The 26,016-nt window shown below is 68.6% G+C and carries 23 protein-coding genes and 1 pseudogene; 6 read left to right on the forward strand and 18 right to left on the reverse strand.

Annotated features, from left to right (window positions below):
- Positions 1-98 precede the first annotated feature (98 nt).
- On the reverse strand, positions 99-533 hold the full coding sequence (locus IPI43_12710) for a hypothetical protein (GenBank protein ID MBK7774974.1): 435 nt from the start codon (positions 531-533) through the stop codon (positions 99-101).
- Positions 530-1,525: an NAD(P)-dependent alcohol dehydrogenase gene (locus tag IPI43_12715; protein ID MBK7774975.1), complete on the reverse strand. Its 996-nt coding sequence runs from the start codon at positions 1,523-1,525 to the stop codon at positions 530-532. Before IPI43_12715 ends, IPI43_12710 begins: the two co-directional genes overlap by 4 nt.
- A 111-nt stretch (positions 1,526-1,636) precedes the next feature.
- On the opposite strand from IPI43_12715, the gene IPI43_12720 reads away from it, so the two are divergent.
- Positions 1,637-1,891: a type II toxin-antitoxin system RelE/ParE family toxin gene (locus tag IPI43_12720; protein MBK7774976.1), complete on the forward strand. Its 255-nt coding sequence runs from the start codon at positions 1,637-1,639 to the stop codon at positions 1,889-1,891.
- Positions 1,892-1,942: 51 nt separating this feature from the next.
- Here IPI43_12720 and IPI43_12725 read toward each other — a convergent pair whose 3' ends face one another.
- The 11 genes from IPI43_12725 to IPI43_12775 form a co-directional block, all read right to left on the reverse strand.
- Entirely contained in the window at positions 1,943-3,877 is a 1,935-nt protein-coding gene (locus tag IPI43_12725; GenBank protein ID MBK7774977.1) for a chemotaxis protein, read from the reverse strand.
- Positions 3,878-3,982: 105 nt separating this feature from the next.
- A complete protein-coding gene (locus IPI43_12730; GenBank protein ID MBK7774978.1) occupies positions 3,983-4,867 on the reverse strand; it encodes a tetratricopeptide repeat protein in 885 nt (294 codons plus the stop codon).
- Positions 4,868-4,940: 73 nt separating this feature from the next.
- Positions 4,941-5,435 carry a hypothetical protein gene (locus tag IPI43_12735; protein MBK7774979.1) on the reverse strand — a complete coding sequence of 165 codons (495 nt, stop codon included), beginning with the start codon at positions 5,433-5,435 and terminating at the stop codon, positions 4,941-4,943.
- Between the two features lie 97 nt (positions 5,436-5,532).
- A complete protein-coding gene (locus tag IPI43_12740; GenBank protein MBK7774980.1) occupies positions 5,533-6,117 on the reverse strand; it encodes a hypothetical protein in 585 nt (194 codons plus the stop codon).
- Positions 6,114-6,728: a thiamine phosphate synthase gene (thiE, locus tag IPI43_12745; protein MBK7774981.1), complete on the reverse strand. Its 615-nt coding sequence runs from the start codon at positions 6,726-6,728 to the stop codon at positions 6,114-6,116. The genes IPI43_12740 and thiE overlap by 4 nt, the downstream gene beginning before the upstream one ends.
- A 3-nt stretch (positions 6,729-6,731) precedes the next feature.
- Positions 6,732-7,490, reverse strand: a complete 759-nt coding sequence (locus IPI43_12750) for a Fic family protein (protein MBK7774982.1) — start codon at positions 7,488-7,490, stop codon at positions 6,732-6,734.
- Positions 7,491-7,603: 113 nt separating this feature from the next.
- Positions 7,604-8,143 carry a TlpA family protein disulfide reductase gene (locus IPI43_12755; protein MBK7774983.1) on the reverse strand — a complete coding sequence of 180 codons (540 nt, stop codon included), beginning with the start codon at positions 8,141-8,143 and terminating at the stop codon, positions 7,604-7,606.
- A complete protein-coding gene (locus IPI43_12760; protein MBK7774984.1) occupies positions 8,140-9,714 on the reverse strand; it encodes a HAMP domain-containing protein in 1,575 nt (524 codons plus the stop codon). The genes IPI43_12755 and IPI43_12760 overlap by 4 nt, the downstream gene beginning before the upstream one ends.
- Positions 9,711-10,307, reverse strand: a complete 597-nt coding sequence (locus IPI43_12765; protein MBK7774985.1) for a hypothetical protein — start codon at positions 10,305-10,307, stop codon at positions 9,711-9,713. Before IPI43_12765 ends, IPI43_12760 begins: the two co-directional genes overlap by 4 nt.
- Positions 10,308-10,333: 26 nt before the next feature.
- Positions 10,334-11,953, reverse strand: a complete 1,620-nt coding sequence (locus tag IPI43_12770; protein ID MBK7774986.1) for a BamA/TamA family outer membrane protein — start codon at positions 11,951-11,953, stop codon at positions 10,334-10,336.
- Between the two features lie 10 nt (positions 11,954-11,963).
- A complete protein-coding gene (locus IPI43_12775) occupies positions 11,964-13,295 on the reverse strand; it encodes a DUF4388 domain-containing protein (GenBank protein ID MBK7774987.1) in 1,332 nt (443 codons plus the stop codon).
- Between the two features lie 112 nt (positions 13,296-13,407).
- On the opposite strand from IPI43_12775, the gene IPI43_12780 reads away from it, so the two are divergent.
- Both IPI43_12780 and IPI43_12785 read left to right on the forward strand, forming a co-directional pair.
- Positions 13,408-14,529 carry an efflux RND transporter periplasmic adaptor subunit gene (locus tag IPI43_12780; GenBank protein ID MBK7774988.1) on the forward strand — a complete coding sequence of 374 codons (1,122 nt, stop codon included), beginning with the start codon at positions 13,408-13,410 and terminating at the stop codon, positions 14,527-14,529.
- A 97-nt stretch (positions 14,530-14,626) separates the two neighbouring features.
- Positions 14,627-17,669 (forward strand): annotated as a pseudogene (locus IPI43_12785) (efflux RND transporter permease subunit).
- Between the two features lie 24 nt (positions 17,670-17,693).
- Here IPI43_12785 and IPI43_12790 read toward each other — a convergent pair.
- A complete protein-coding gene (locus IPI43_12790; GenBank protein ID MBK7774989.1) occupies positions 17,694-20,795 on the reverse strand; it encodes a type I restriction endonuclease subunit R in 3,102 nt (1,033 codons plus the stop codon).
- Positions 20,792-21,943: a restriction endonuclease subunit S gene (locus tag IPI43_12795; GenBank protein ID MBK7774990.1), complete on the reverse strand. Its 1,152-nt coding sequence runs from the start codon at positions 21,941-21,943 to the stop codon at positions 20,792-20,794. The genes IPI43_12790 and IPI43_12795 overlap by 4 nt, the downstream gene beginning before the upstream one ends.
- Positions 21,944-22,040: 97 nt before the next feature.
- Between IPI43_12795 and IPI43_12800 the strand changes: the two genes are divergently transcribed.
- The 3 genes from IPI43_12800 to IPI43_12810 are packed head-to-tail and all read left to right on the forward strand — an operon-like array spanning position 22,041 to position 23,139.
- Positions 22,041-22,583 (forward strand): transposase, encoded by a 543-nt coding sequence (locus tag IPI43_12800; protein MBK7774991.1) that lies wholly within the window; start codon positions 22,041-22,043, stop codon positions 22,581-22,583.
- Between the two features lie 3 nt (positions 22,584-22,586).
- Positions 22,587-23,012: a hypothetical protein gene (locus IPI43_12805; protein ID MBK7774992.1), complete on the forward strand. Its 426-nt coding sequence runs from the start codon at positions 22,587-22,589 to the stop codon at positions 23,010-23,012.
- The gene (locus tag IPI43_12810; GenBank protein MBK7774993.1) at positions 22,969-23,139 is read left to right on the forward strand and encodes a transposase; all 171 of its coding nucleotides are present in this window, start codon (positions 22,969-22,971) and stop codon (positions 23,137-23,139) included. The genes IPI43_12805 and IPI43_12810 overlap by 44 nt, the downstream gene beginning before the upstream one ends.
- A gap of 216 nt (positions 23,140-23,355) precedes the next feature.
- Here IPI43_12810 and IPI43_12815 read toward each other — a convergent pair whose 3' ends face one another.
- The 3 genes from IPI43_12815 to IPI43_12825 are packed head-to-tail and all read right to left on the reverse strand — an operon-like array spanning position 23,356 to position 25,969.
- Positions 23,356-23,547: a hypothetical protein gene (locus tag IPI43_12815; GenBank protein ID MBK7774994.1), complete on the reverse strand. Its 192-nt coding sequence runs from the start codon at positions 23,545-23,547 to the stop codon at positions 23,356-23,358.
- Complete coding sequence (locus tag IPI43_12820) at positions 23,544-24,377, reverse strand: KilA-N domain-containing protein (GenBank protein MBK7774995.1); 834 nt, start codon at positions 24,375-24,377, stop codon at positions 23,544-23,546. Before IPI43_12820 ends, IPI43_12815 begins: the two co-directional genes overlap by 4 nt.
- Positions 24,374-25,969 (reverse strand): type I restriction-modification system subunit M, encoded by a 1,596-nt coding sequence (locus IPI43_12825; GenBank protein ID MBK7774996.1) that lies wholly within the window; start codon positions 25,967-25,969, stop codon positions 24,374-24,376. The genes IPI43_12820 and IPI43_12825 overlap by 4 nt, the downstream gene beginning before the upstream one ends.
- Positions 25,970-26,016: the final 47 nt, after the last annotated feature.

Consider the following 26,016-nt stretch of genomic DNA (forward strand, 5'->3'; position numbering starts at 1 on the left):
GCCTCTTGGGTTTGGGGACAAGGGCACTCTAGGAACGGGGGGCGCGGCGCACTTGAACGAAGGGGCTGCGATGAACGGCCTCGTCCACGCGCCGCCCGCTACGAGCTGATCCCGACGGCGAGGACCGCCGCCACGACGAAGTCGACGGTGGCGCAGAACGGCGGCCACCACCGCGTGCCCGCGACGAACTGCGTGCGGTGCTGCCACACGTCTTTGGCGCCATGCCCCACGTAGCCGGCCACCAGCAGCCAGACCGATGCGGTGACGCCGATCAGACCGAGGACGAGGAAGGCCGCGGCGACGGCGGATTCGACGATGATGACGTTCCTGCGACCGTCGGCGACGGCGAAGCCGACGTAGACGGCAGCGATGAACGCGAGACACACCGCTTGGACGGCGGCGGGCTCGAGCCAGCGGATGGCGAGCGGTGCGGCGGATTGAATCACTCCGATCACCACGCCCCAGAGGATCGGTCGGAGCACCCGCCCGGTCTGCTGATCGCGATGGTGCTCGTGGTCGTGTGCGTCGGTCACGCGTGGGCTCCGACGAAGTCGCGCGCCCCGGCGATCGTGATCACGGACTTGCCCCGTGAGTGCCCGGCCGCCAGCGCGCGAACCGCGTCCGGAGTCTCGCTCAGGGGATAGCGGCTACCGACGACGGGCGTGAGCGTTCCCGCCTCCAGCATCGCCTTGAGGGTGGCGAGGTCCTTCTGGTTCACGAGCGCGACCGGCGAACGAAAGCTCTGTCGGGTCGTGAGTCCGATGACCTGGGACCAGAACTGCCGGCCCATGCCGAGCCACTTGCCCCCGCCCTCGCCGCCGAGGATCACGAGCGTCCCGGACGGCGCGAGCACGCGTCGCAGCGCGGACACCTCGCGGCTGCCTGCGAGATCGATGATGACGTCGTAGGTGCGCTCCCCCGCGGTGGGGTCGTCGCGCGTGTAGTCGATGACGTGCCGGGCGCCCAGGGAGCGCACGTAGTCCTGCTTCGCCGTGCTGCACACGCCCGTCACCTCGGCGCCCATCGCGTGCGCGAGCTGCACCGCGTAGGAGCCGACGCCGCCGCCCGCACCGGTGATGAGCACCGTCTGGCCGGCTTCGAGCCTCGCCGCGCGGAGCCCGGTGAGGGCAGTGGTGGCCGACACGGGCACGGCCGCGGCCTCCGCGAAGTCGAGGTTCGCAGGCTTGTGCAGGAGCTTGGATGCGGAGGCGCGCGCGTACTCGGCGAAGGATCCGTTGGCGACTCCGAAGACCTCGTCGCCCGGCGCGAAGGCGGTCACGTTCTTGCCCACCTCTTCGACGACCCCCGCGAGCTCGCTCCCGAGCACGGGGTTTCGCGGTCGGCGCAGGCCGGTCGCGAGTCGCACCGCATAGGGCACTCCCTCCATCAGGTGCCACACCCCGAAGTCGATGCCCGCAGCGTGCACGCGGACGACGACCTCGTCTGCGCGCGGTCGCGGACGGTCGATGTCCGCGAACTGCAGCACGTCGGCGGATCCGTAGCGGTCTTGAACGATGGCTTTCATGTCGGTCTCTCCAGCTGGCAGGGTGGGTGTCTGCGCAGACGGGCCTTGCTGCCCGCTGTGCTCATGGTCCCAACCTACCGACCGGCGCCGATCGACGATTGAACGAAGGGGCTGTCCTGTGTCCCCCCGGAGAGCTGGCCTGGGGGTCTGTTGCTGGCGGAGCAGGCCGTGGCCGCGATCCGCGCGGGCTTCGTGACGCTGCAAACATCGCCGTTCACGTGCCGCAAGGCCGGACAGAGCCCGTTCCTGCGCGAGGTGATCATCCCCTTTGGGCGAACGGGCTACGTGGCACTCGTCGAGATCGAGTCGGCGACGGACGTGGTGGTCGTTGCCGTCCGTCACCAGCTCGAAGACGACTACCACTGACGCAGCGGTCTGGGCCAGCACGACCACGTGCTGGCCCAAGCGCCTGCTAGCTCAGTTGCCTTCGCGCAGGCGCCGCAGCGACACCGCCGCCTGGCTCATGCCGCGCACGTGGCGGTCGTACTCGCGCGTGAGCTCGTGGATGCGCGTGGCCGCCTGCAGCGTCTGCTCGCTGCCCTTGGCCTGCGCCCGGTGGCTCTGGTGCAGGTGGTTCACCATGGTGGAGATGCTCTCGATGGCCTGGCTGATCTGGCGGCCGCCGCGCGCCTGCTCCTGCGAGCTGCGCTCCACGTGCTGCGTGATGAGGCGCATCTTCTCGGCGCTCTTCATGATGAGCTCCGACCCGCGCGCCTGCTCGGCCGTGGCGGCCGCGATCTGCTGCACCGTCTCGGCGATGCGCCCGATGGCGTCGGTGACCTGCTTGCTGCCCTTGGCCTGCTCCACCGTGGCGCGGGCGATGGCGCGCACCATGGCGGTGCTCTTCTGCGACGACTCGAGGATCTTCTTGAGCGCGCGCTCGGCCTCGGCGGACACCGTGACGCCGCGGTCCACCGTGTTGGCGCCGCGCTCCACGGCCACGATGGCGTTCTTGGACTCCTGCTGGATGGTCTTGATGAGCTCGGCGATCTCCTTGGTGGAGGCGCCGGCGCGCTCGGCCAGGTCCTTGATCTCGTCGGCCACCACGGCGAAGCCCTTGCCGTGCTCGCCCGACTGGGCGGCCAGGATGGCGGCGTTCAGGGCCAGCAGGTTGGTCTGCTCGGCCACGTCGTCGATGACGTTGAGGATGTTGCCGATGGCCTCGATGCGGCTGCCCAGGTTCGAGATGACCGACACGGCCTCCGACGAGGTCTCTTTGATGCGGTTGATCTCGGTGATGATCTTGATGATGGACTCGGCGCCCTTCTCGGCGTCGATGGCCACCTCTTCGGACAGGCGCGCCGTCTCGTTGGCGTTGCTCTGCACCTGGTCGATGGACACGTCCATCTCGTTCATGGACGAGGACGTCTCCTCGGCGGTCAGCGAGAGCGCGTCCACGTTGCGGGCGACCTCCTTGATGGAGTAGGCCATCTCCTCGATGGAGGAGACGGTCTCGCGCACGCTGGACGCGAGGTTGGCCATGTTCTCGGCCACTTCGTCGTTGGTGGCGGTCATCTCGAGGATGCTGGACGAGCTCTCCTCCGCGCTGGAGGCCAGCGTCTCCACGTGCTGGGCGATCTCGCCGAGCGAGATGGTCATCTCCTTCATGGAGCTGGTGGTCTGCTCGACGGCGGCCATCTGCTCGCCGAGGCCGCTCGAGAGCTCCTCCACGTTGTGCGAGATGACCTCTTCGGCGTCGCCCAGCTCGCGGATGGTCTTGGCCAGGCGCTCCTGCGCACCCGCCGCGTTCCCAGCGGCAGCGGCGGTGGCACCCATGGCGCGCTCGGTGTCCGCGCGGGCAGCAGAGGCCTCGGCGCGGGCGGCGGCGAGGTCGGCCTGGGCGGTGCGCAGCTCGTAGCGCGCGGCCTCGGCGTCGGACTGGGCGGTGCGCAGCTGGTTGCGGACGGCCTCGGTGTCGGCCTGGGCGCTGCGCACCTCGCCGCGAACGGACTCGGTGCTGGCCTGCACGTTGCGCAGCTCGTTGCGCAGCGACTCGGTGGCGGCCTGGGCCTGCGCCAGCTCGGCCTGCGACTCGGTGGCCTTGCGCTCGTGCGCGGTCAGGGCGGCCGCGATCTGCGCGAAGTTGTCGAACACCGGCTTCAGCTCGGCCGGCGAGCCCTTGGGGAGCTTGGGGCGCTCACCCTCGAGTAGCTGCTCAGAGGCGTCTTGGAACAGCTCCGGGTCGACGCCTGCGTCGGCCCCCTTGTGCAAGAAGATGAGCGCCACGAGGCCGCCCACGCCGGCGAGCAGCGCACCCATGATCTGGTCAGGAACGAACACGCCGCCCACGCCCGTCCCGAGGGCGAGCAGCACCGCGGGCACAAAGTTCTTGTTCTTGAAGAGGTCGTCCATGTGCGTCGGGGGCTCCTGGGCGAGATCGCGGCCCAACGCGCAGGGTATCCGCGCATGTGGAGTGGGATCAAGTTCAGGGGCAGCCCGTGCGCCAATAGGGTGAGATCAGTCGGGGTTCGCGGCCTGCCGGTGCACCTCGGCGGCCAGGAACAGCCCCACCCGCGAGCTCGGGTTGTGGCGCAGCAGCTCCGCCGTGAGCTCGGCCGCGCCGCTGGCGTCATGGGTCACCAACGCCATGGCCGCCAGCGTGGCCAGGGCCGCCTCGCGCGTGGGGCCGTGGTCCACCGCCTGCTGCGCGTGCGCCCGGGTGGCCTCCCAGTCCCCGCGGCCCAGCGCGTCCTGGGCAAACACCAGGTGCGCCACGGGTTGCACGGGATCACGCGTGAGCACCTTGTCCGCGCGGTCCAGCGCCTCGGCCAGCCGCCCCAGGCGCTGGTCGCAGTAGGCCAGCCAGGCGTGCGCCAGCAGGTCTTCGGGGGCCACCTGCACCAGGCGCAGCAGCTGCGCGCGGGCTTCGCGGTAGCGCTCTTGGGTGATCCACAGCTCCGCCAGGTTCAGCCGGGGCTCGCGCAGGCCCGGGTCGATGCCGAGGGCCGCTTCGAAGCTCCGCTCGGCGCGGACCGAGTCGCCCACCAGCAGGTAGTACACCCCCAGGTTCCCGTGCGCCTCGGCGTAGTCTTCGTCGAGCTCCACCGCGGTGCGCAGGTGCTCGCCCGCCTCGCCCTGCCGCCCGCGCGCCAGCAGCACCAGGCCGAGGTTCAGGTGGGCCTCCGCGAAGTGCGGGTGATACTCGAGCGCCAGCCGGAAGCGTGCCTCGGCGTCGTCCAGGTGGTTGCCCGCCAGCAGCTCGGTGCCCGCGTCGTTGTGGCGCTGGGCCGCCACCGCCACTGGGGGCAGGCCGCCGGCGCAGCCTGCGCAGAGAAGGGTGAAGGCGACACGCGAGAGCGGGGGAACCCACGAGACAGGTAGGGAGGCAACTCGGATGCGCATGCCCGGTTCTCGGCGCGGCGCGGCGCGAGTTGCGTGGTGCGCGCCAGGCGTAGGCCACGAATGACCCGATCCTTCAGACCACGCGCGCCCGAGGCACCGCGCTCTGCGTGTGGACGAGCCCCTCAGCCGACGCGGGTGGGTTCGCAGCCACTCGCTGGAGGGCCTCGGGGATCGCGCAGCCGGCGTCGCGGAGCTTCGCCATGCAGCGCTCGAGCGCCACCCCGAACGAGTCCACGACCACTTGCTCGTTGGGTGGCCGGAAGATCCAGTGCATCGCGGTCATGGCGCCGCGGACCACGGGTGAGCGAACCACGGTCGCCGTGAAGACGTTGTAGCGGCGGATGGAGTCGATGGAGTCGTTCTGCCAATCGGCGAGGCGACGGCGCTCGAGCGCTCCCGGCACCGTCGTGTTCTCGCTCGTCTGGACCAGCGTGGCGAAGCGCTCACGACGTTCGTAGAGCCGGTTCACGTCGGCGATGTACGCCTCCACGTCCTCGATCCCGAAGCGGGACGGCGTGATCGTGACGAACAGGGGCCAGTACTGGGTGCTGTGCTCGAAGCGTGACATCGTGGTTGGTGGTGATCGGACCGACTCGGGCGCTGAGATGTCGAGTGTACGCAGCCTGCCAAGGAGGGTCCATACGATGGCGTTTCGACCCGCGCGCTCAGCCCCCGCCTGGAAGCACGTCCAGCATGCCGCGAGGGACGCGCTCGCCCGACAGCGCCAAGCGCTCGCCGCCCACGAAGTCGATCACCAACAGCAGCCGGCCGCTCGGGTCCCCCAGCAGCACGTAGTCGGCTTGTGCCGTGTACGGCGGGAGCGACTCGCCGTCCGCGTGCACGCTCGCGCGGCCACGTTTCCGCAAGCGCAGGCGCGAGCCGTCCACGCTCAGCTCGTCCGGGACGCGCCCCGCCGACACCTTGGCGCCCGGGCTCAGGGTGGCCAGGTCCTCGCCCTCGCGGTCCAGCTGCGCCACATAGGCCGCGCGCTTGGCGCCCGGTGTGGCGAACAGGCGCAGCACGTCGGCGCCGTCGTCCAGGCAGATGCAGCCCGCCAGCCAGAGCTCCGTGTCGGCGTAGAGGATCACGTCCGACACGTGGAGGCCCGGCCGCCGGGGCGCCTTCTGCTCCGGCCCTCCCTTGGGGCCCGGCTCTCGGGTGCGCGCGGGGGCCTTGGGCTGCCGGCGGCGGCGGTACGCCCAGAGCGCCACGCCCGCCGCGCTGACGGCCAGGCCCAGCTCGATGATCACGGCCTGACCCCCGGCATGAACGCGCGGGCGCTCGCGGTGACGTCAGCGGCCGCCGAGACCGCCGAGATGGCCGCCACCCACGTGGCGCCAGCGTCGTATGCCAGCACCGCGCGCTCGGCCGTGAGGCCACCGATGGCCACCACCGGCACGCGCACCGTCCGGCACACCTCGGCCAGCGTGGCCAGGCCCACTGTGGGGTCTGGGCGCTCTTTGGTCTGCGTGTCGAACACGGGCCCGAAGCCGATCAGGTCGGCGCCCTCGCGCTCCGCGGCCAGCGCTTGCGGCAGGTCGTGCGTGCTCACGCCGAGCTGGCGCGCCCCCAGCAAGCGTCGCGCGTCGGCGATGCTGAGATCGTCCTGGCCCAGGTGCAGGCCGTCGGCGTCCACCAGCAACGCCAGGTCCGCGCGGTCGTTCATGACGAAGGGCACCCGCGCCGCCCGGGTCAGCTCCCGCAGGGCCCGCGCTAGCTCCACGCGGTCGCGGTCGGTCCCCGTCTTCATGCGCAGCTGCAGCATGGCCGCGCCACCGCTCAGCACCTGCTGGGCGACGTCCACGGGGGAGCGTCCACCGCAGTGGGCCGGGTCGATGATGGCGTAGAAGCCGCCCTCCACGGGCTACTCCGAGAGCCGCTCGTAGAAGGAGATGGTGCTCTCCACGCTGGCCACCAGCGCCTCGCTCACCAGCGCGGCCGTGCGGTCTTCACCCTGCTTGAGGGCTTCGTAGTACCGCTGCCGCTCGGTGGCGTGGATGATCACGGGCGGGTACCCGACATCCATCAGCATCACGTTCAGGATCAAACGCGCCACCTTCCCGCTGTGCTTGGGGAAGGGGTAGGTCTGCAAGAGCGAGTAGTGCGTCTTGGCGGCCAGGCGCACGATGTGCGTGCTGCGCTTGGTGTCCGCGTCGTTCACCCACTGGACCAGCGCCTTCATCTGCCCGGGGATCTTGTCGGGCGTGGCGATGTCGTGGAAGTACAGCCGGTGGAGCGGCATGTCCTTGCGGTACTTGGGCGGCGCCTTGCCCTCGATCTCCTCGGGCGCGAGCTGCGCGAAGAGGCCCTTGATGAGGTCCAGATCGACGGTGAGCTTCTTCTTCTGCGCCAGCTGACGGATGGTCTGGATGGCGGCGCGGTGGTGGCGGATCTCGTCGTACACGGGGATCAGCGACGAGTCGCTCATGACCTGGTCGAGGATCGCGGACTTGAGCTCGTCCTGGGTGTACACGACGCCCTCGAGGGCGCTGTCGTGGTAGATCCAGAGCATGTCGAGGTTGCGCTCGAAGTCGCTGTTGATGCTCTCGGGGGCGGCCTTACGGAGCTCCTCGAGGTACGCGACTCGCTCTTCCAGGCTCGTTCCCTGCAGGGTCTGGACCAAGGTGTAATCTCTCCAATGCGAGCGGACGTGCCACGCGGGAGGCGCATCCTACTCGCTCCGGCCATTTGGGTCAACGAGCACCGGCACACTGGCCTCAACCATCCGAGATTGAATCAGCTTTCGGGGATGAGCTCGCGGAGCGTGGCGCGCAGGGAGGCCGCGTTGGGCACACCCGTGCCTACATGTCGGACTACACCCTGGGTGTCCAGCACCACCAGCGTGGGGAGCACCGTCACGCCGTAGCGCAGCTTCACCTCGCCGGTGAGGTCTTGCAGGGTGGGGAAGGTGGCCCCGAGGTCCGCGTGCACCTGCTGGAGGCGCCGTGGGCCCAGCTGCTCCACGTTGACGCCCAGGAAGGTCACCGGCTGGTCCGCGAGCTCGGCTTCGAGCGCGTTCAGGATCGGGATGCTGCGGCGGCAGGGCTCGCACCAGCTGGCCCAGAAGTCGAGCACGACCACGCGGCCACGCAGGCCCGTGAGGGACACGCGGTCGCCCTCGCGTGCGCCCTCTCCTGCGGCGATGGGCAGGTCCAGTGCAGGCGCCTCGTTGCCGGTGAGGCTGGAGCCGAAGAGCCCGCGGCCCAGCATGCCCAGCAGCGCCATGGCCAGGATGCCGGCCAGCCAGGGGGCCATCTTGCGGAGGTCGTCGTTCATCGGGCTCCCTCGGCTATAGCGCGTTCTCGCGGCAGCGTGATGACGAAGCACGTGCCGCGGCCGCTGCCGGGCTGGTCGGGCGCGCGGCAGACGATGCGGCCCTGGTGCTCGAGGATGACCTTCTTGACGATGGCGAGGCCGAGGCCGGTGCCCGTGGACTTGGTGGTGACGTAGGGGTCGAAGACGCGCTCGCGCTCGCTCGCCGGGATGCCGGGGCCGTCGTCGCAGACGGCCAGCTCCACGCTGTCGGGGCTCGGCCGGAGCGTGATGGTGATGTGACCACGCCCCGTGCGCGCCTCCCCTGCGATGGCCTCCATGGCGTTGCGCACCAGGTTGTCCACGCAGCGCTTGAGCATCATGGCGTCCACTAGGCCCATCACTGGGGTGCTCGGCAGCTCGAGGCGCAGCGTGACCGGGGGGTCGCCCTGCACCTCGCCGTAGACGTCGTGTGCGATGCTGGCGAGCCCGCGCTCGAGGTCGCGCAGCAGCTCGGCCAGGTCGGCCTCGGCCAGGTCCGCCGTGGGCAGCCGCGCGAAGCTCGAGAACTCGCCCACCAGGCGGCGGAGCGTGGCCACCTCTTCTTCGATGATGGCGCGGGCGTCGTTCAGCATGGCGGCGAAGCGCGCGTCATCGCCGCGGTAGGCCTGGGCCACCTCTTGGGCGGCCAGCTGGATGGGCGTGAGCGGGTTCTTGATCTCGTGCGCCAGCCGCCGCGCGAACTCCTGCCAGGCCGAGATACGCGAGAGGTAGTCGATGCGCTCGCGCGACTCGCGCAGGTCGCTGACCATGCGGTTGAACGCGCGCGTCAGCTCGCCGATCTCGTCGGTGTCGTCGTCCGGCACGGTCACCGCGAGGTCGCCCTGACCCACGCGCACGGTGGCGTCCGCCAGCGCCAGCACGCGCTTCGACACGCGCCGCGCCAGCACGATGGACACCGTCAGCGCCAGCGCGATGACGAACCCGAGGTAGCCCACCAGCACCCAGACGTAGACGTCGGAGACGTAGTCGGTCTGCTGCAAGAGCCGGGAGTAGAGCTCGGTGACCTCGCCCGCGCGCTGCAGGTCGGTGAACACGCCGAGCGGGCTGGTGACCACCACCTCCACGTCCACCGGGGGGTCCAGCATGCCCAGGTGGCGAACGCGCTCGAGGGTGCGCACCTGCTCGGGATCGAGGCGCCCGTCGTCGTGGGCCTCCGCCAGCACCGTCTGGGGCACGTCCAGCCGCAGCTCCGCGTCGGCGGCCAGGATGCGCACGACGCCCACGTGCGGGTAGCTCTCGAGGGTGGACGCCACATAGGCGTCGAGCGCCGGGCGGTCCCCTGCGCGGAGGGCGTCGTGCAGGCGCCAGTGCTGAGCGATGGCGTCCGCCGTGCGGTCGGCGGCCTGGCGCAGCGCCACGATGTGGTCACCGTGCGATTCCACGGCGGCGGCCAGCTGCTCTTGCACCTCGGGGTTCACGCCGCGCGCGTAGGCGTCGCGTAGCGCCGCCCTGCCGAAGAAGGCGGCCGCCGCGAGCGGCACCAGGGCCGCCACCAAGAGGGCCACGAGCAGGCGTCGCTCGAGGCGGGTCACTGCGCAGTGACCTCCTGCGAGCGGAAGTCCACGGCGCGCTCGGCCGCACAGATCTCACGGCGCACGATGTTGACCACGATCGGGCCGATGGGGCCGTCGGAGGAGCTGGGACGCAGCAGCTGTGTGCAGCGTGAGGCGCTGATGGGGTTGAACTCGGCACGCACCGCGAAGTACACCTGCCGGCCCCGGCGCGAGCGCCAGTCTTCGGCGCGGCCCACCGCGAGGTCCCGTGCCACCAGGCAGCGCTGCAGCACCGCGTCGATGCTGGCGTGCCGCTCGGTGCGCCGGCCGATGCGCACGATGTACGACTCCTCCCAGAGGTCGAAGGTGGCCGCGCACGTGACCGTGGTGGTGGCGAACGGCCGCGAGCCGCCGGCTTCGTAGGCCTGCACCGTCATGATCAGGCGCTTCTGCAGGCCGCTGTCGAGGGCGCGACGGGCGCGGCTGTCCACCAGGTCGCTGACGGAGACGCTGACGCGCGGCACGCCCTGCTGCCACTCTATGCCGATGCGCCGGGTGGCCAGCCGCTGCGCGGCGACGCTCGTGGCCAACAACAGGGCGACCGCCGCAACGACCAGCGCCGCGCGGTTCACCCGTGGCTCACTTCGCGCCCGGCGGTTCACAGGTCGATGAACCCCAGCAGGTTGGAGAAGCCGAACTGGAACACGCCGATGGACGTGTCGAGCCGGATGCCCAGGTCGAACGTGAGGTCGATGGGGATGCGCGATGCACCCTCGAAGCCGGGCACCGCGAACTCGAGGTCCTGGATGTCCGCGAGCAGGTAGGTGCCCACGTTGAAGTAGGCGTGGGCGCCGCGCAGCCCACCCCGCCGCCCGTGGCGCAGCAGCGAGACGTCGTATTCGATGTCCGCGCGCAGGGCGACCTCTTCGTTGCGCATGAATACGACGGACGTCCCGAGGAGGTTCGGCGGTGGACGCCGGTCGAGCTCCATCTCCAGCAGGCGTGCCGGGATGAGGTCGGTCATGTCGCTCGCGTGGAACTTGTAGAAGAAGGGCGCATCTCCCAGCACCACGCCACCGAACAGCCCGAAGCGCAGCGTGTGGTGCGAGGCGACCGGCACCCACTGCCGGAACTGCGCCTGCAGCCGCACGAAGTCGTAGGCGCTGCCGATCAGGCGCGTGCCCGCGTCGGCCTGCACGCGCAGGTGGGTGCCGCGCGTGGGCAGCCCGGGGTCGTCGCGCCGGTCGTAGGTCAGCCCAACGCGCAGCACCGACGCGAAGCTTCGCCCGGGAAGGATGGAGAAGTCGATCGGGCGGACCTCGCTCCCACGGACCTCACTCGCGGCCTCGGGGCGCGAGGTGACGTAGATCCACTCGAGCTGCGCCCCGAGGTCGATGGAGAGCGTTCCGCCGATGGCGCGCCGCGTGCCGAAGTAGAACCCCCCGCGGCGATAGAAGACCACGGCGTTCCGGGCCAGCATCTCGGCCACGCAGTCGCGGGGGGCCGGCTCGACGCAGCGCGTGGTGACCGTGGGGTTGAGCCCGAAGTACTGCCGCGAGTTGTTGAAGAAAGGGGCGAAGCGCAAGCCGTAGTCGCCACCGAGGAAGCGCGGGTAGGCGAAGTCGATGCGGCCGCCCTGATGATGCCGGGAGAGCAGGCCGCTGACCGACAGGCGCATGCCGCGACCCAGCAGGTTGGTCTCGGTCAGGGTCAAGCCCACGTAGGGGAACACGCGCGCGTTGGTGCCGCTGCTGAGCCCCTCGGCCAGCCCCAGCGCGATCTGCTCCACCACGACGGTGTTGCGCTCCACCACCTCCACGACGACCACCACCCACCCGCGCTCGGCGCCGCGCCGCAAGCGCACGTGCACCTCGTCGAACCAGCCGGTGCCCATCAGGGCGAACTGCAGCGTCTCGAGCTCGCTCTCCTCGGGATCGAACGGCTCCCCCGGCTCGAGCGGCACGTATGCGCGGATCACGGACGCGTGGGTGCGAGTGTTCCCCTCCACCTGCACGGATTCGAGGAAGTAGCGGAGGTTCTGAGCGCGGTTCTCGGACTCGGACTCGGGCTCGGCCTCGGACTCGGCCTCGGACTCGGACTCGGACTCGGCCTCCGACTCGGCCTCGGCCTCGGACTCGGACTCGGCCTCGGACTCGGACTCGGCCTCGGCCTCGGCCTCCGACTCGGCCTCGGCCTCGGCCTGCGCCCGCACGCCTCCCGGGCCCCAGGCGCAGGCAAGACCGCCGAGCAGCGCGAGCGTGACGAGGGCGGGGCGCACCACCAGTGCTCTACTCGATGGGCGGCAGCTGGGCCAGCACGGCCAGGCACGCGACAAGCACCAGGCACGTGAGCGCCACCCACTTGGCCGTGGTGAGGGCATCCGCTGGCGGGGCAGCAGCGGTGCTGGCGCCCGGGCCACCGACGGCGGGTGGAGCGTGGTCCTGTTTGGCGGTGTCTGTCATGGTGGGCGCCCTTCCCGGCGGTGCAAAGGTCAGGAGATCGTTCTCCAATTCGGACGAGTCGGCAAGCATGGTGGGCAGCCGGCCCAGGTCTACCGCGGCGTGGCTGGCGGTGTCGAACTGGGTGGTGACCTCGTCTTCGCGGGATCCGCGCTGCAGCGCCTCCGGCCACTTGCTCTGGCGCAGCCGGCCCGCGTCATCGAGCGCGCTGATGGCCGTGTTGCGCGGCAGATCGGGCTTGGCGGAGCCGCGCCCCTCGCCGGGCAGCGGCACGTTCAGGTCCATGGCAGGCCGCCGGTCTTCATCCGAAGGGGCGCGCTCGGCGGCCAAGTAGATGACCCGCACCGTGCTCTCGCCCCGCACGGGCTCCGATGCGATGCCCAGCGGCAGCGCCCCCGGCGGCCGCTGAGTCACCCGGACGGCCGGCAGCTGCGGGATGACCGGCCCCGTGCGTGCGGCGGGCGAGCGCTCGCTGCGCTCCCGCAGCAGGTCTTCGAGCGACATCTCCACCACGCGCAGGAAGCTGGCCTCGCTCGACCCGCCCAGGTCCTGGGTGGTGCTGCGCACGTCCCGCTCGAGCGGCTTGCCGATGGCCGTCCGCGCCGACACGTCCACCGGCGACATGGAGCTGGGCGGCGCCAAGGCCGGTGAGTGGTTGCGGTGCGCCTCGATGGTGAAGCGACCGTCCTCCCAGCCGAACACCTCTTGGAACTCGATGCCGCCCGCGCCCCCCACGCGCACCTCGGCCAGCTCGCCGCGCTCGTAGAAGAGCTCCACCGACTGCGGCGGGCGCGTGAGGCGCAGCACCCCGGTCAGGCCCGCCAGCTCGCAGTACCGCATCAGCTCCGACGACACGTGCACCGCTAGCGAGCCTGTCTTGACCAGGTGGTCACCACTCGACACGGGCAGGGGCGGCAGCTGCTGCTGCAGGAAGAACCGCCCCTCACGCAGCTTGAGGAGCACCTCCACCGGGTCGCGCTGCTTGCGATCGGGCTCCTGCTCCTCCGCAAACTGCCCACGAACCAGCGCGATGGTGCCCTTGCCCTCGGTGGCGCTCTCGTAGCGCAGCACGCCCGTGGCGCACGTGGCCTCGATGTCTGCCAGCAGCTCGACGATGCCACCCGGCGGGATCGCTCCTTCGAGGACGATGTCGTCGCGCATGGGTTTCATTGGCACCCGGCGCCGTGCGCGTGTCAAGCGCCGCGATGTGCCAACTTTCTCGTAGCGCCCGGCGGGTTGGGCCGACAGCGCGAAGTATGTCAAAGGGAGTTCCATGCGCTTGACGCCCCCCACCGTCGCATGGGTCCTGGCGCTCGCTGCCGGCTGCGGACTCGTGGGCTGCGGTGGTGAGGCCGAGGCTCCTGCTGCCCCTCCTGCGCGTCCTCCTTCGCGGGTAGCGACCGCCCCCGTGGAGGACGGGCCGCTGCTCGTGCGTCACCGCCTGACCGGGCGCACCGTGGCCGCTCAAGAGGCCACCCTCGCGGCCGGCGCAGACGGCGCCATGCGCCGCATCCTAGTGCGCGTGGGCGACCGGGTGGAGGCGGGTGACCTGCTGTTCGAGGTGGACCCCGGCATCTTGCGCGCCGACCTGGCCGCGGTTCAGGCCACCGCCGCCACCGCCGCCGAGGAAGAGGCCCAGGCCGCACGCGACGCCGCACGCTTCCGTGGCGCCGGACCCGAGGCCGTGGCGGCCAGCGAGATCGAGCAGGCCGAGAGCCGCGCCGAGCAGCTGGCCCGCCGGCGCGCCGAGCTGAGCGCGCGCGTGCGCCAGACCCGCTCGCGCCTGGCCCAGCAGCTGGTGCGGGCGCCCTTCGCCGGGCAGGTGGTGCAGCGCATGGCCGACGCGGGGGACTGGGTGTCGGCCGGCACCCCCGTGCTGCGGCTGGTCAGCATGGAGGACGTGGAGGTCCACGCCGCTGCGGACCCGGTGCTGGTGGCGCGCATCGCCGAGGGCACGCCCGCCACGCTGCGCTTCGCCGGAGAGACGTTGGCCGGGAGCGTGGCCGGCGTAGTGCGCGCCATCGACAGCGCCACCGGGACCGCGCCGCTGCGCATCGTCCCCACGGGCAGCGAGCGCCCCGCGTGGCTCTTGCCCGGCCGCTTCCTCGACGTGGAGGTCGAGCTGCCCGAGGAGGGCGGTGTGGTGGTGCCGCGCGACGCCGTCACCTACGGGGTGCGCGGCGCCCGCGTCGTGCGCGTGGTGGACGGGGCGGCCCAGATCGTGGCGGTGGAGGTGGTGGTCCAGGCGGGTGACCGCGCGCTCGTGCGTGGCGAGGGCCTCACCGCCGGCCAGCGCGTGGTGACGCGCGGCAACGAGCGCCTGCGCCCGGGTGAGGCCGTCACCGAGGGCACGGAGGCCGCGGCCGCGCCGGCTGCGGCGGGCGGGGGCGCGTGACGGGAGCCCGCACGTCGTGAAGCAGCGCGCCCAGGGCCTGCTCGCGCTCGCCATCGAGCGTCCGGTCACGGTCACGGTCGGCGTGATCCTCGTGGTCATGTTCGGCCTGCTCTCGCTGGTGGGCCTGCCCATCCAGCTCACGCCGGACATCTCGCGGCCCACCATCGACATCAGCACGCGCTGGCCGGGTGCCGCCCCGAGCGAGGTGGAGACCGAGATCCTCGAGGCGCAGGAGCAGACCCTCAAGGGCCTGGCCGGTCTCGTGAAGATGACCAGCAACGCCAGCCCGGACCTCGGCCGCATCACGCTCGAGTTCGACGTCGGCACCAACATCGACGACGCGCTGGTGCGCGTGAACAACCGCCTCGGCGAGGTCAGCTCGTATCCCGAGGCGGCGGACCGTCCCGTGCTGAGCACGTCGGATCTCTCCGGGCCGGCCATCGCGGTGGTGGCCATCCGCGACCTCGAGGGCGGCTCGGTCTCGGCCTACCGCACGTGGGTGGCCGAGGAGATCATCCCGGAGCTCGAGCGCATCCCCGGGGTGGCCGGCATGCGTCACGTGGGCGGGCAGGACTCCGAGGTGCACATCGACTTCGACCCACGCGCCCTGGCCGAGCGTGGGCTGCGCATCAACGACCTCGCGGACCGCGTGCGGGCGGAGCTGCGCAACGTGTCGGCGGGCGAGCTCAGCATCGGCAAGCGCAGCTTCTTGGTGCGCACCCCGCTCGCCCCTGAAGAGGTGGAGGATCTCGAGCAGGTGGTGCTGGGCACCGGGCCCGACGGCACCCCCCGTGCGCCTGGCCGACGTGGCCACCGTGAGCATGGGCCTGCGCAACCCGCGCGGCGTGGCCATGACCAACGGGCGCCCGTCCATGATCCTGCTGCTCCAGCGCGAGTCGGGCAGCAACGTCCTGGCGGTCACGGAGGCCGTGCGGGCCACGGTGGAAGACCTGGACGAGCGCGTGTTCGCTCCCGAGGGACTCACCATCGAGGTCATCTCGGACCAGGTGGGCTACATCAACGACGCCCTCGATCTGGTGCAGTCCAACCTGCTCATGGGCGCGGTGCTGGCCATCCTCGCGCTCTTCTTCTTCCTGCGCTCGGCGGGGGCCTCGGCCATCATCAGCGTGTCCATCCCGGTGTGCGTCTTCGGCACTGCGCTCGGCATGAACTGGATGGGGCGCTCCATCAACGTCATCTCGCTGGCCGGCGTCACGTTCGCGGTCGGCATGGTGCTCGACAACTCCATCGTGGTGCTCGAGAGCATCGACATCGAGCGCAAAACCGCCAAGACGGCCGCCGAGGCTGCGCTCGAGGGCGTGCGCAAGGTGTGGGGCGCCGTGCTCGCGTCCACGCTCACCACCGTGGCCGTGTTCGCGCCCATCATCGCGTGGGAGTCCGAGGTGGGTCAGCTGCTGCGCGACGTGGCCGTGGCCATCACGCTCGCCGTGCTCTGGTCGCTGGTGGTGTCCGTGTGGGTGGTGCCCAGCCTGGCCGCGCGCTTGCTGCATCCGCGCCCGGCCGACGCCCCCGTGCCCACGCCCGGGCCGCTCGCGCGCCTGGGTGACCGGCTGCGCGAGAAGCTGGTCCACACCTCCAGCTGGATCGCGCGCGACCTGCGGCGCGGCTTCGTGCTGGTGGCCTTGGTGGTGGCAGCCTCCGCCGGCGTCACCTTCGTGCTGGCCCCGCCCCTCGAGTACCTGCCCACCGGCAACCGCAACCTCATCTTCGGCGTGCTGGTGCCGCCGCCGGGCTACTCGTCCGCCGAGTTCGAGCGCATGGGCCGGCAGATGGACACCCAGATCAGCCCGCACATCGACGCCGAGGTGGGCGGCGTGCCCTCCATCGAGCGCTCGTTCTTCGTGGGCGATGGCAGCTCCGTGTTCGCCGGCGCCGTGGCCACGGACCCCAACGAGGTCGGCGCGCTGCTCACCTTCCTGCGCGGCGTGCAGGCCGACGTGCCGGGGACCTTCGGCTTCACCAACCAGTCCAGCCTCTTCGGCCGCGGCGTGGGCGCCGGGCGCACCATCGACGTGAACCTGGTGGGCTCCGACATCCCCACCCTGACGGAGCTGGGCGGCCGCATCATGGGGGCGCTGCGCACCGCCATCCCCGAGGCCCAGGTGCGCCCCGTGCCAGGCCTCGATCCGGGTGCGCCCGAGGTGCAGATCCACCCGCGCCGGCGCCAGGCCGCGCAGCTGGGCATCCGCAGCGACCAGCTGGGGCTCATGGTGGACGCGCTGGTGGACGGCGCCATCGTGGGCGAGCTGACCCCCAGCAACGGCTACGAGGTGGACGTGGTGCTGCGCGCGGTCACGCCGGGACGCGGGCTCATCACGGACCCGCTCGAGCTGCTGGACGCCCCGCTGGTGGCGGGCGGCGGCGAGATCGTCCCGCTGAGCGCCGTGGCCGACGCCGTCACGGACCTCGGGCCGGCCATGATCCAGCGCCTCGAGCGCCGCCGCGCCATCACGCTGCAGGTCTCGCCCCCCGAGTCGCTGCCGCTCGAGACCGCGGTGGCCATCGTGCGCGACCAGGTCATCGAGCCGATGGTGCGCGCGGGCGACGTGCCCCCCGGCGTCACGGTGGAGCTCAGCGGCGCGGCCGGCGACCTCGACGTGGCGGCCGAGCAGTTCGGCGAGGCGCTGCTGCTGGCCATCGTCATCTGCTTCCTGTTGCTCGCCGCGCTGTTCGAGGACTTCCTCGCGCCGCTGATCGTGCTGGTGAGCCTGCCTCTCGCCGCGGCGGGCGGCATGGCCTGCCTGGTGGCGGTGGACCACTACCTGGGGCCCGTGCCGCTGGACCTGCTGACGGCGCTCGGGTTCTTGATCCTGATCGGCGTCGTGGTGAACAACGCCATCCTCGTGGTGGAGGGCGCCATCGCGCGGCTCGACGAGGGCGCCGAGCTCAACGTGGCCGTGGCCGACGCGGTTCGCTCGCGCCTGCGCCCCATCTTCATGACCACCGTCACGTCGCTGGCCGGCCTGCTGCCCATGGTGCTCTCGTCGGGCGCCGGCGCCGAACTCTACCGCGGGGTGGGCGCCATCGTGCTGGGCGGCCTCACGCTGTCCACCGTGCTGGTGGTGTTCGTGATCCCCGCGCTGTTCACCATGCTCTACCGCCTGCGCGGCGTGCGCTGAGCTCAGCCTCGAGGGAAGCCGCCCTCAGGGCGTCGTGAGGCCCCAAAACCGGTCGAAGAACGCCACGAGCCTCTCTAGAACGCGGCGCTTCTTCTCGCCGTGCCCGCCATCGCCGGAGAACCTCGATGCTGGCGGCAGGATCTGAGTGATGGCGGTGCCGCTCTGCTGGATGGACCCGTCGCGGAAGGCACGCTCGACGAACGCGCGCGTCGCGGCGGCTCGCAGGCCCTCTTCCTCGATGATGCTGTCCAGCTCCGCCTCACGGCGGGCCTCCACGAACGCCTTCCATTGTTCGTCCACGGCGTCGCTCGCGGAGATCTTGTCCACGAATGCCTCGATGAGGTCTTTCTTGTTTCGGAGGCCAGGACTGCTGTCCACCGCGCGTCGGATTTCGGCCAGGATTTCCTTGTCTTGCCCGTGCCCGTGCTCTTCCACGTACCGCGCCACCAGGAGGAGGATGTAGTCGACGGTGATCTCGACCTGCTTGATCAGCTCGATCTCGAAGACGATGTCATCGTTGATCGCCTCCTTCTCGACCTCGCCCGAGTTGCGGAACTCGGCATGGAGGTTGAGGTACTGGCTGATGTAGTCTTGGAGCTGGCCCGCGTTGAGCGGGTCGTCTCTCTCGAACTCGTCGAAAGACGTGAGGATGTTCCGCAGACGAAGGATGGCGCCGAAGAGCTGGACGAATGCCTTCTGTCGTGCCTCACCCACCAAGGGGAACGCGCTCAACGGGAACTGGGCGAGCAGCTCGACAACCTTCTGCTTGTAGGTGCCGAAGTACTCTGCATAGGGCTTGAGCAGTACAATGCCCTTCGCGTCTTTGTTGCCGAACAGCGCGATGGCGTCGTTCGTGGCCTTCTCCAAGTCGCGGAAACTGACGATGTTCCCGTAGGTCTTGACGGAGTTCAGGATCCGGTTGGTGCGGGAATACGCTTGGATAAGGCCGTGCGCCTTGAGGTTCTTGTCCACCCACAGCGTGTTCAGCGTGGTGGCGTCGAAGCCCGTGAGGAACATGTTGACCACGATGACCAGGTCCAACTCGCGGTTCTTGAGCCGCAGCGACAAGTCCTTGTAGTAGTTCTGGAACTTGTCCGACGAGGTGTCGTAGCTCGTGCCGAACAGTGCGTTGTAGTCGGCGATCGCATCTTCGAGGAAGTCGCGCGAGGTCTGGTCCAGGCCCTCGGTCTCGAACCCCTCCTCCGCAAGCACACCGTCCTCCTCACTCTCGTTGGGAGCGAAGCTGTAGACTAGAGCGACCTTCAGTCGTTGAGCCTCGGGGAGCTCCCTCTGCTGATCCCTGAACTCCGCGTAGTAGCGCTTGGCGGCGTCGATGGAGGCTGTGGCAAAGATGGAGTTGAAGCCATCGATCCGTCGCGACTCCCGCTTTTCGAGGACCTTGCTGCGAGCGCCAGCGACCTCGGCGATGTTGGTGAGCACGCGATGCTTGTAGCTTCTGCTCCGCTTGGTTTTCTGCTCGAAGTGCTCGCGGGTGTAGGCGACGACCTGGCTCACGCGCTGAGGGGCCAGCAATGCGCGCTCCGCGTCGATCCCGAACACTTGCTTGTCGGTCACTCCCGGCGGCAGCTTGATGGTGTTGACGTAGTCGATGCGGAACGGGAGCACGTTCTTGTCGGTGATCGCGTCCACAATCGTGTACGTGTGGAGCTTGTCGCCGAACGTTTGCTCGGTGGTTCGCCGCTTCGCATCTCCGCCGGTAGAAGAGTTCTCTGCGAAGATGGGCGTGCCCGTGAACCCGAACAGGTGATACCGGTTGAACGCGCGCCTGATGGCCGCATGCATGTCGCCGAACTGAGAGCGGTGGCACTCGTCGAAGATGATGACGACGTGGCCGTCGTACACGGCGTGGTCTCGGTTCCCGGCGATGAACGTCGACAGCTTCTGGATCGTGGTGACGATGATGCGGGCGGATGGGTCACCCAGCTGTCGCTTGAGCACGGCGGTGGAGGTGTTCGAGTTGGCGGCGCCCTTCTCGAAGCGGTCGTACTCCAGCATGGTCTGGTAATCGAGGTCTTTGCGATCCACCACGAACAGCACCTTGGCCACGCCCTCGCCCCGCGACGCCAGCTGCGCCGTCTTGAAGCTGGTGAGCGTCTTACCGGAGCCGGTGGTGTGCCAGACATAGCCGCCCGCATGGACGGTGCCGAGAGTCTTGGCGTTCCGGGCGATGTCTATCTTGTTCAGGATCCTCTCGGTGGCCGCGATCTGGTAGGGCCGCATGACGAGCAGCATTCGGTCGGCCGTGAGCACACAGTATCGAGCGAGCACGGCGAGCAACGTGTGCTTCGCGAAGAACGTCTTGGTGAAGCCCGCCAGGCTCTGAATCGGCCGGTTCGTGGCGTCTGCCCACCAGGAGGTGAATTCATAGGAGTTCGACGTTACCCGTACTCGTCTCCTGCCGTTGGCTTCGTCGAGGTGCTGTCGTCGCGTAGTGTTGCTGTAGTACTTCGTCAGCGTGCCGTTGGTGATGACGAATATCTGGGTGTAGTCGAAGAGTCCCGAGCCCGCCCAGAACGAGTCCCGCTGGTAGCGGTTGATCTGGTTGAAGGCCTCGCGGATGTCCACGCCGCGACGCTTCAGCTCGACATGGACCAGCGGCAGACCGTTTACGAGGATGGTGACGTCGTAGCGGTTGGCCCGCGCAGCGCGGCCTTGACCCTCACCGACCTCGTACTGGTTGATGACCTGGAGGTGATTGTTGTGGATGTGCTTCTTGTCGAGGAGCTTGATGTTCTGTGTGGACCCGCCGTCGCGGACCAGGACCTGGATCGGGTCCTCCTGAATACGACGGGTTTTGTCTTCGGCCGTGTCGTTGGCCCCGGCTACGCGCTCCGTGAAGAAGCGCTCCCACTCGTTGTCCGAGAACGTGACGCCGTTGAGCTTCTCCAGCTGCGCGCGCAGGTTCGCGATGAGCTGCGCCTCGCTCGTGATGGGCAGGTACTCGTAGGCTTGGGCCTTCAGGCGCTCGATGAACTCGTGCTCGAGCTGCGCCTCGGTCTGATAGCCATCGGCGATGCCCTGCTCGTCCGGGATGTACTCGGCCACCACCGTGCTCTGGTCGCTGACCGCGAGCGGTGCGTAGCGGCGGGGCGGGAACTCGCTCACGCGGCGGCCTCCACGAAGCTCAGCAGCTGGTCGCGGTATGTCTCATACTGCTGCCGCCGCGCGCGGATCTCGGCAGGGAGGCCGTCGGAGAGGTCGTTCACGAGAGCGTCGAATTGGTCGAGGATCGCGACGATGCGGCGCTGCTCACCGAGCGGTGGCACAGGGATCTTGAAACCCTTGATCAGGCTGGCGTTCAGGTCCGCTCTGGCGCCTCGCCCCATTGACTTGATGTCCTCGTAGTGACTACTGACCCAGTGAAACACATAGCGGTATTCGGCTTGGGACTGGTCGATCTCAAAGTTGCAGCAGTGCTGGTTGGTGGTGAGTGGGATTTTGTTGATGGCCGACCTCCCAGCGGTAGCCCCGGATATCGCGATGATCACGCAGTTCTCGGGAATCCGTTTCGCTGCGGTCTCGCTGAGAGCCTTTTCCGTTATACGCATCTCTGTGTCCTGAATGTCGACGAATCGTACTTCTTGGGTGCGCAACCACGGGATAGTCCCACCCTTGTAGTAGTCAGAGCGGCTAACCAGTGGAGTTCCGCCGGAGGAAACCCGCGTAGAGATCTCACCCAATGTCGTCCATCTTACCCCCCCTTCCGCGGCGTCTGTGAATGTCAAGAGAGAATCGCGATAGTACGCGTACTGTCTGCGGCGAGCCTCAAGCTCCGCCTCAAGCTCCGCCTCAAGCGCAGCGAACAGGTCCAACACGCGGACAATCTCTTCCTGCACCGCAAGCGGTGGGACCGGGATGCGGATTTTGGCCATGCTCTCGCCGGAGAGTCTCTTCACCTTGGCTCGGGCGACGTGCTTGTTCTTCTGTGCATGGAACTCACGAGCCTGCATGGCATACGCGATGTACTTCGGGTCTTGTTCGTGGCGGAAAGCGAAGCAATCGTCATGGAACGCGACGTCGTCGCCGCCGAGCCAAGCCACCGCTTTGCCCACATCCTCGACGGTCTCCCCGACACCCGCGACCACAATGTCCCCGGTCCGCGCAAAGCGGAGCTGGGAGCGCAATTCTTCGCGCACGTGGGATGCCGCCGATAGCAGCCCGTTGAAATACCCCGGTAGGGGATCGACACGGTGGATCGCTCCGAATAGTGTCGGGGCATGTCGATGGGACGGCGGAAGGCCAGAAGCAACGATCGCTGTTCGTAGAGACCGAGAGGATGGCCAGGCGCCTCGGCACCGGTTCTACGACGCGCTCAACCAGGTCCTGGACGAAGCAGGATTCGATGCGCACGTGGAGACGCTGTGCGAGCTGGCGTTCGAGCCGAGGAGCCAGGGCGGTCGGCCGTCGTTGGCGCCAGGCGTGTACTTCCGCATGTTGTTGCTGGGGTACTTCGAGGGGATCGAGTCGGAGCGCGGGATCTGCTGGCGATGCGAGGACTCGCTCTCGCTGAAGCGCTTCCTGGGATTCGAGCCGCACGAGTCGACGCCCGACCACTCAACGTTGTCACGCATGCGCACGCGACTGCCCGAGTCGACGTACGTGGAGGTCTTCCGCTTCGTGATGCGTGTGCTCAACGAGCGCGGTCTGCTGCGCGGCCAGGTGGCTGGGGTGGATGCGACCTACCTTCGCGCCGATGCGTCGATGAAGACCATCGTGCGGAAGGGCAGCGGCGAGGGCTACAAGGGCTACCTGCGCAGGCTCGCCAAGGGTCCGGCATCGAGAACCCGACCGAAGAGGAGCTGCGCCGCTTCGACCGAAACCGCGAAGGCAAGAAGACGTCGAATGAAGAGTGGGCAAGCCCCACCGACTCGGACGCTGAGATCGTGCGCTTGAAGGATGGGCGAACGCGACTCGGCTACAAGGCCGAGCACGTGGTCGACATGGAGACCGGAGCGCTCTCGCCGTGGACGTGATGGCCGCCACGACGAGCGACCCTCGTCCATCGAGACGAGCCTCAAGCTCGCCGAGCAGAATCTCGAGCGCACCATCGCTCGCGACGACGATGACGACGACAGCGACGAACCACCTTCCAGCAAGTCATCCGGGAGCATCCGCGAGGTCGTCGCCGACAAGGGCTACCACAAGGCGAGCACGATTCCGGAGCCTCGAGGAGAAGCGCATCGGACCTACATTCCCGAGCGGCTTCAGCACGGCAAGCGTCGCTGGCAGAAGCATGGTGGACGCAAGACGGCAGAGGCCGTGTACCGCAATCGAACGCGTGAAGCGCCCGAAGGGCAAAGAGCTACAACGCCGTCGCGGTGAACTCATCGAGCGCTCCTTCGCGCACATCTGCGAGACCGGCGACCATCGACGCACGCGGCTCCGAGGCGAAGACAACGTCCGCAAGCGCTACCTCATCCAGTGCGCGGCTTCAACCTCAGCATCCTGATGCGCGGCTCCTCGGAGCAGGCACCCCTCGCCAGGTCGTGGACCTGGCGAAGGCCTATGGGGCGCAGCAGCCACTCTCGCGGATCACGTCGTGTGTGCGCTGGTGGCTCTCATGGCTGCTGTGGTTGCGACCAGCGCCGCCACGATCCGTCACGGCCGCTCCTATCTGCCGCCCTCGCTCACGCCACCCGACAGCCCTGGCTCGCTTCTGGGTTTTTCAACGGGCTGATAGCGTCCAGGTTCCGTAGCGCGTGTAGATCTCGCCATAGTGGATGCTCGGGAGCCCGTCGTCGACTACATCTTCTTTGGTGAAACGCCGCCCGCGCGTGAACTCGCCGATCTCGCCGAGCGCCCTGAACGGCACCCCGCCCGGGCAGTGCTTCGCGATGAGGTCGTGGATACGGCTCATGGCTTGTTCTTCGCCTCTAGGCGTCGGACGCCGCTGTCGGTGGTCAACACCTTCATCTGCTGGATAGCGGTCTGGTTCAGCAGTGTGAGGCGCTGGCTCTGCGCCACGCCCTGGTGGATGAGGTGCGCGTTCAGCGCCTCCAGGTTGGCCAAGCACACGAGCTGCGCGACGTTGGCCTCATCGCGGATGTTGCCCTTGCTGCCAGGTTGGCCATCACGCCACTCCCGGGCCGTCTTGCCGAACAAGGCTACGTTCAGCAGGTCGGCTTCGCTCGCGTAGACCAGGGAGGCTTGCTGTGGGGTGACCTCGGGTGGAATGAGGTTCTGCTGGATGGCGTCGGTGTGGATGCGGTAGTTGATCTTGGTGAGGTTGCGGCCGACGTCCCAACCGAGCTGGTCGCGCTCCCCCTCCTTGAGGCGCTGGAACTCCTTGATCAGGTAGAGCTTGAACTCGACCGAAATCCAGGCCGCGAACTCGAAAGCGATGTCCTTGTGCGCGTACGTCCCGCCATAGCGTCCAGCCTTGGATGTGATGCCAACGGCGCCAGTGCGTTCGATCCACTGCTTGGGCGTGAGGGTGAAGCTGTTCAGCCCGGCTCGCAGTCTAATCCCGTCGAATTCGACGGGGTTGAAGTCCGCGTTGTTGAGCCGCTCCCAGATGCCCAGGAACTCCAGCGTGTTTCGGTTCCTCAGCCAGTTTCGGATGAGGTCATCGGTGTGCTCGGCGTTCTTGTGGCGAGCGATGTCGGTCAGCGAGATGTAGTCCTCGTCGGCGCCGGCCACGACCGTCACGGCGCGCCCCTGGACCGTGATCTGCCGGTTCTCGCTCACGCGGCACCCTCCAGGTCTGCCACGATGGCGTCGATCTCGGTGCGGAGCCGCGATTGCCGCGCCACGATTCGCGCGATCTCGGCGTTGAGCTCCAGGATATCCACCGCCTGGCGCGTGTCCTCGCGCTCGACGTACGACGAGACCGCGATGTTGTAGGCGTTCTCGGCAATGGCCGAGTGGGGGACGACCCTCGCGAAATGTTCCACGTTCTGCCGCGCCACGTAGGCGTCCAAGACCTTCTTGTGGTGCTCGGGCGCCAGGTGGTTCTTGTTGCCCACGCGTGTGGATCCAGCGCTGGCGTCGATGAACAGGACCGCGTTGTCGTGCTTGGACTTCTTCAGCACGATGATGCAGGTGGCGATGGTGGTGCCGAAGAAGAGGTCGGGCGGGAGCTGGATGACGGCGTCCACGTAGTTGTTGTCGATCAGGTACTTGCGGATCTTCTGCTCCGCGCCGCTGCGATAGAGCACACCCGGAAACTCGACGATGGCTGCCGTGCCGTTCACCGCGAGCCACCTGAGGATGTGCATGGCGAAGGCCAGGTCGGCCTTGGACTTTGGGGCCAGCACACCCGCTGGCGAGAAGCGTGGGTCGTTGATCAGCGTGGGGTTGGCGTCGCCCTCCCAATTGATCGAGTAGGGTGGGTTGCTGACGATGGCTTCGAAGGGCTCGTCGTCCCAGTGCTTCGGATCGATCAGCGTGTCCCCATGGGCGATGTCGAACTTCTCGAAGTTGACGTCGTGCAGGAACATGTTGATGCGGGCCAGGTTGTAGGTGGTCAGGTTGATCTCCTGCCCGTAGAAGCCCTGCCGCACGTTCTCCTTGCCCAGCACCTTCACGAACTTCAGCAAGAGCGACCCGGAGCCGCACGCGGGGTCGTACACCTTGTTCACCTCGGTCTTGCCGACGACCGTGATGCGCGCGAGCAGCTCGCTGACTTCTTGCGGGGTGAAGAACTCGCCGCCGGACTTCCCTGCGCTCGAGGCGTACATGGTCATCAGGTACTCGTAGGCGTCGCCGAACGCGTCGATGCTGTTGTCGGCGAAGTCGCCCAGCTTCAGGTCGCCGATAGCGTCGAGCAGCTTCACCAGCTTTTCGTTGCGCTTTGCGACAGTCGGCCCGAGCTTCTGGCTGTTCACGTCCAGGTCGTCGAACAGACCCTGAATGTCCGCCTCACTCTCGGTACCCACCGCGGAGCCCTCGATGTTCTTGAACACCCGCTCCAGGGTCATGTTGAGGTTCTCGTCCTGGTCGGCGCGCTTGCGGACGTTGGCGAACAACTCAGAAGGGAGGATGTAGAAGCCTCGCTCGGCGACGGTCTCCTTGCGGCCGAACTCGGCCTTCTTGTCGGAGATCTCGGCGTAGTTGAAGGTGCGGTCCCCGGCGGCGCGCTCCTGTTCGTTGACGTAGGCGGTCAGGTTCTCGGAGATGAAGCGGTAGAACAGCATGCCGAGGACGTAGGACTTGAAGTCCCAGCCATCGACCGAGCCACGCAGGTCGTTGGCGATACGCCAGATGGTCTTGTGTAACCCGGGCGCTGGGCGTCGCGGGTGCTGGGCTGCATGGGGCTTTCGGGTAGGTAAGGCGGGCAGCGAGTCTACGGGAAGACCTCGAGTCCCGCGGCCAATTCGCCCCAGCG

This window comes from Sandaracinaceae bacterium (assembly GCA_016706685.1).
GTDB lineage: Bacteria > Myxococcota_A > Polyangia > Polyangiales > Houyiibacteriaceae > JADJJE01.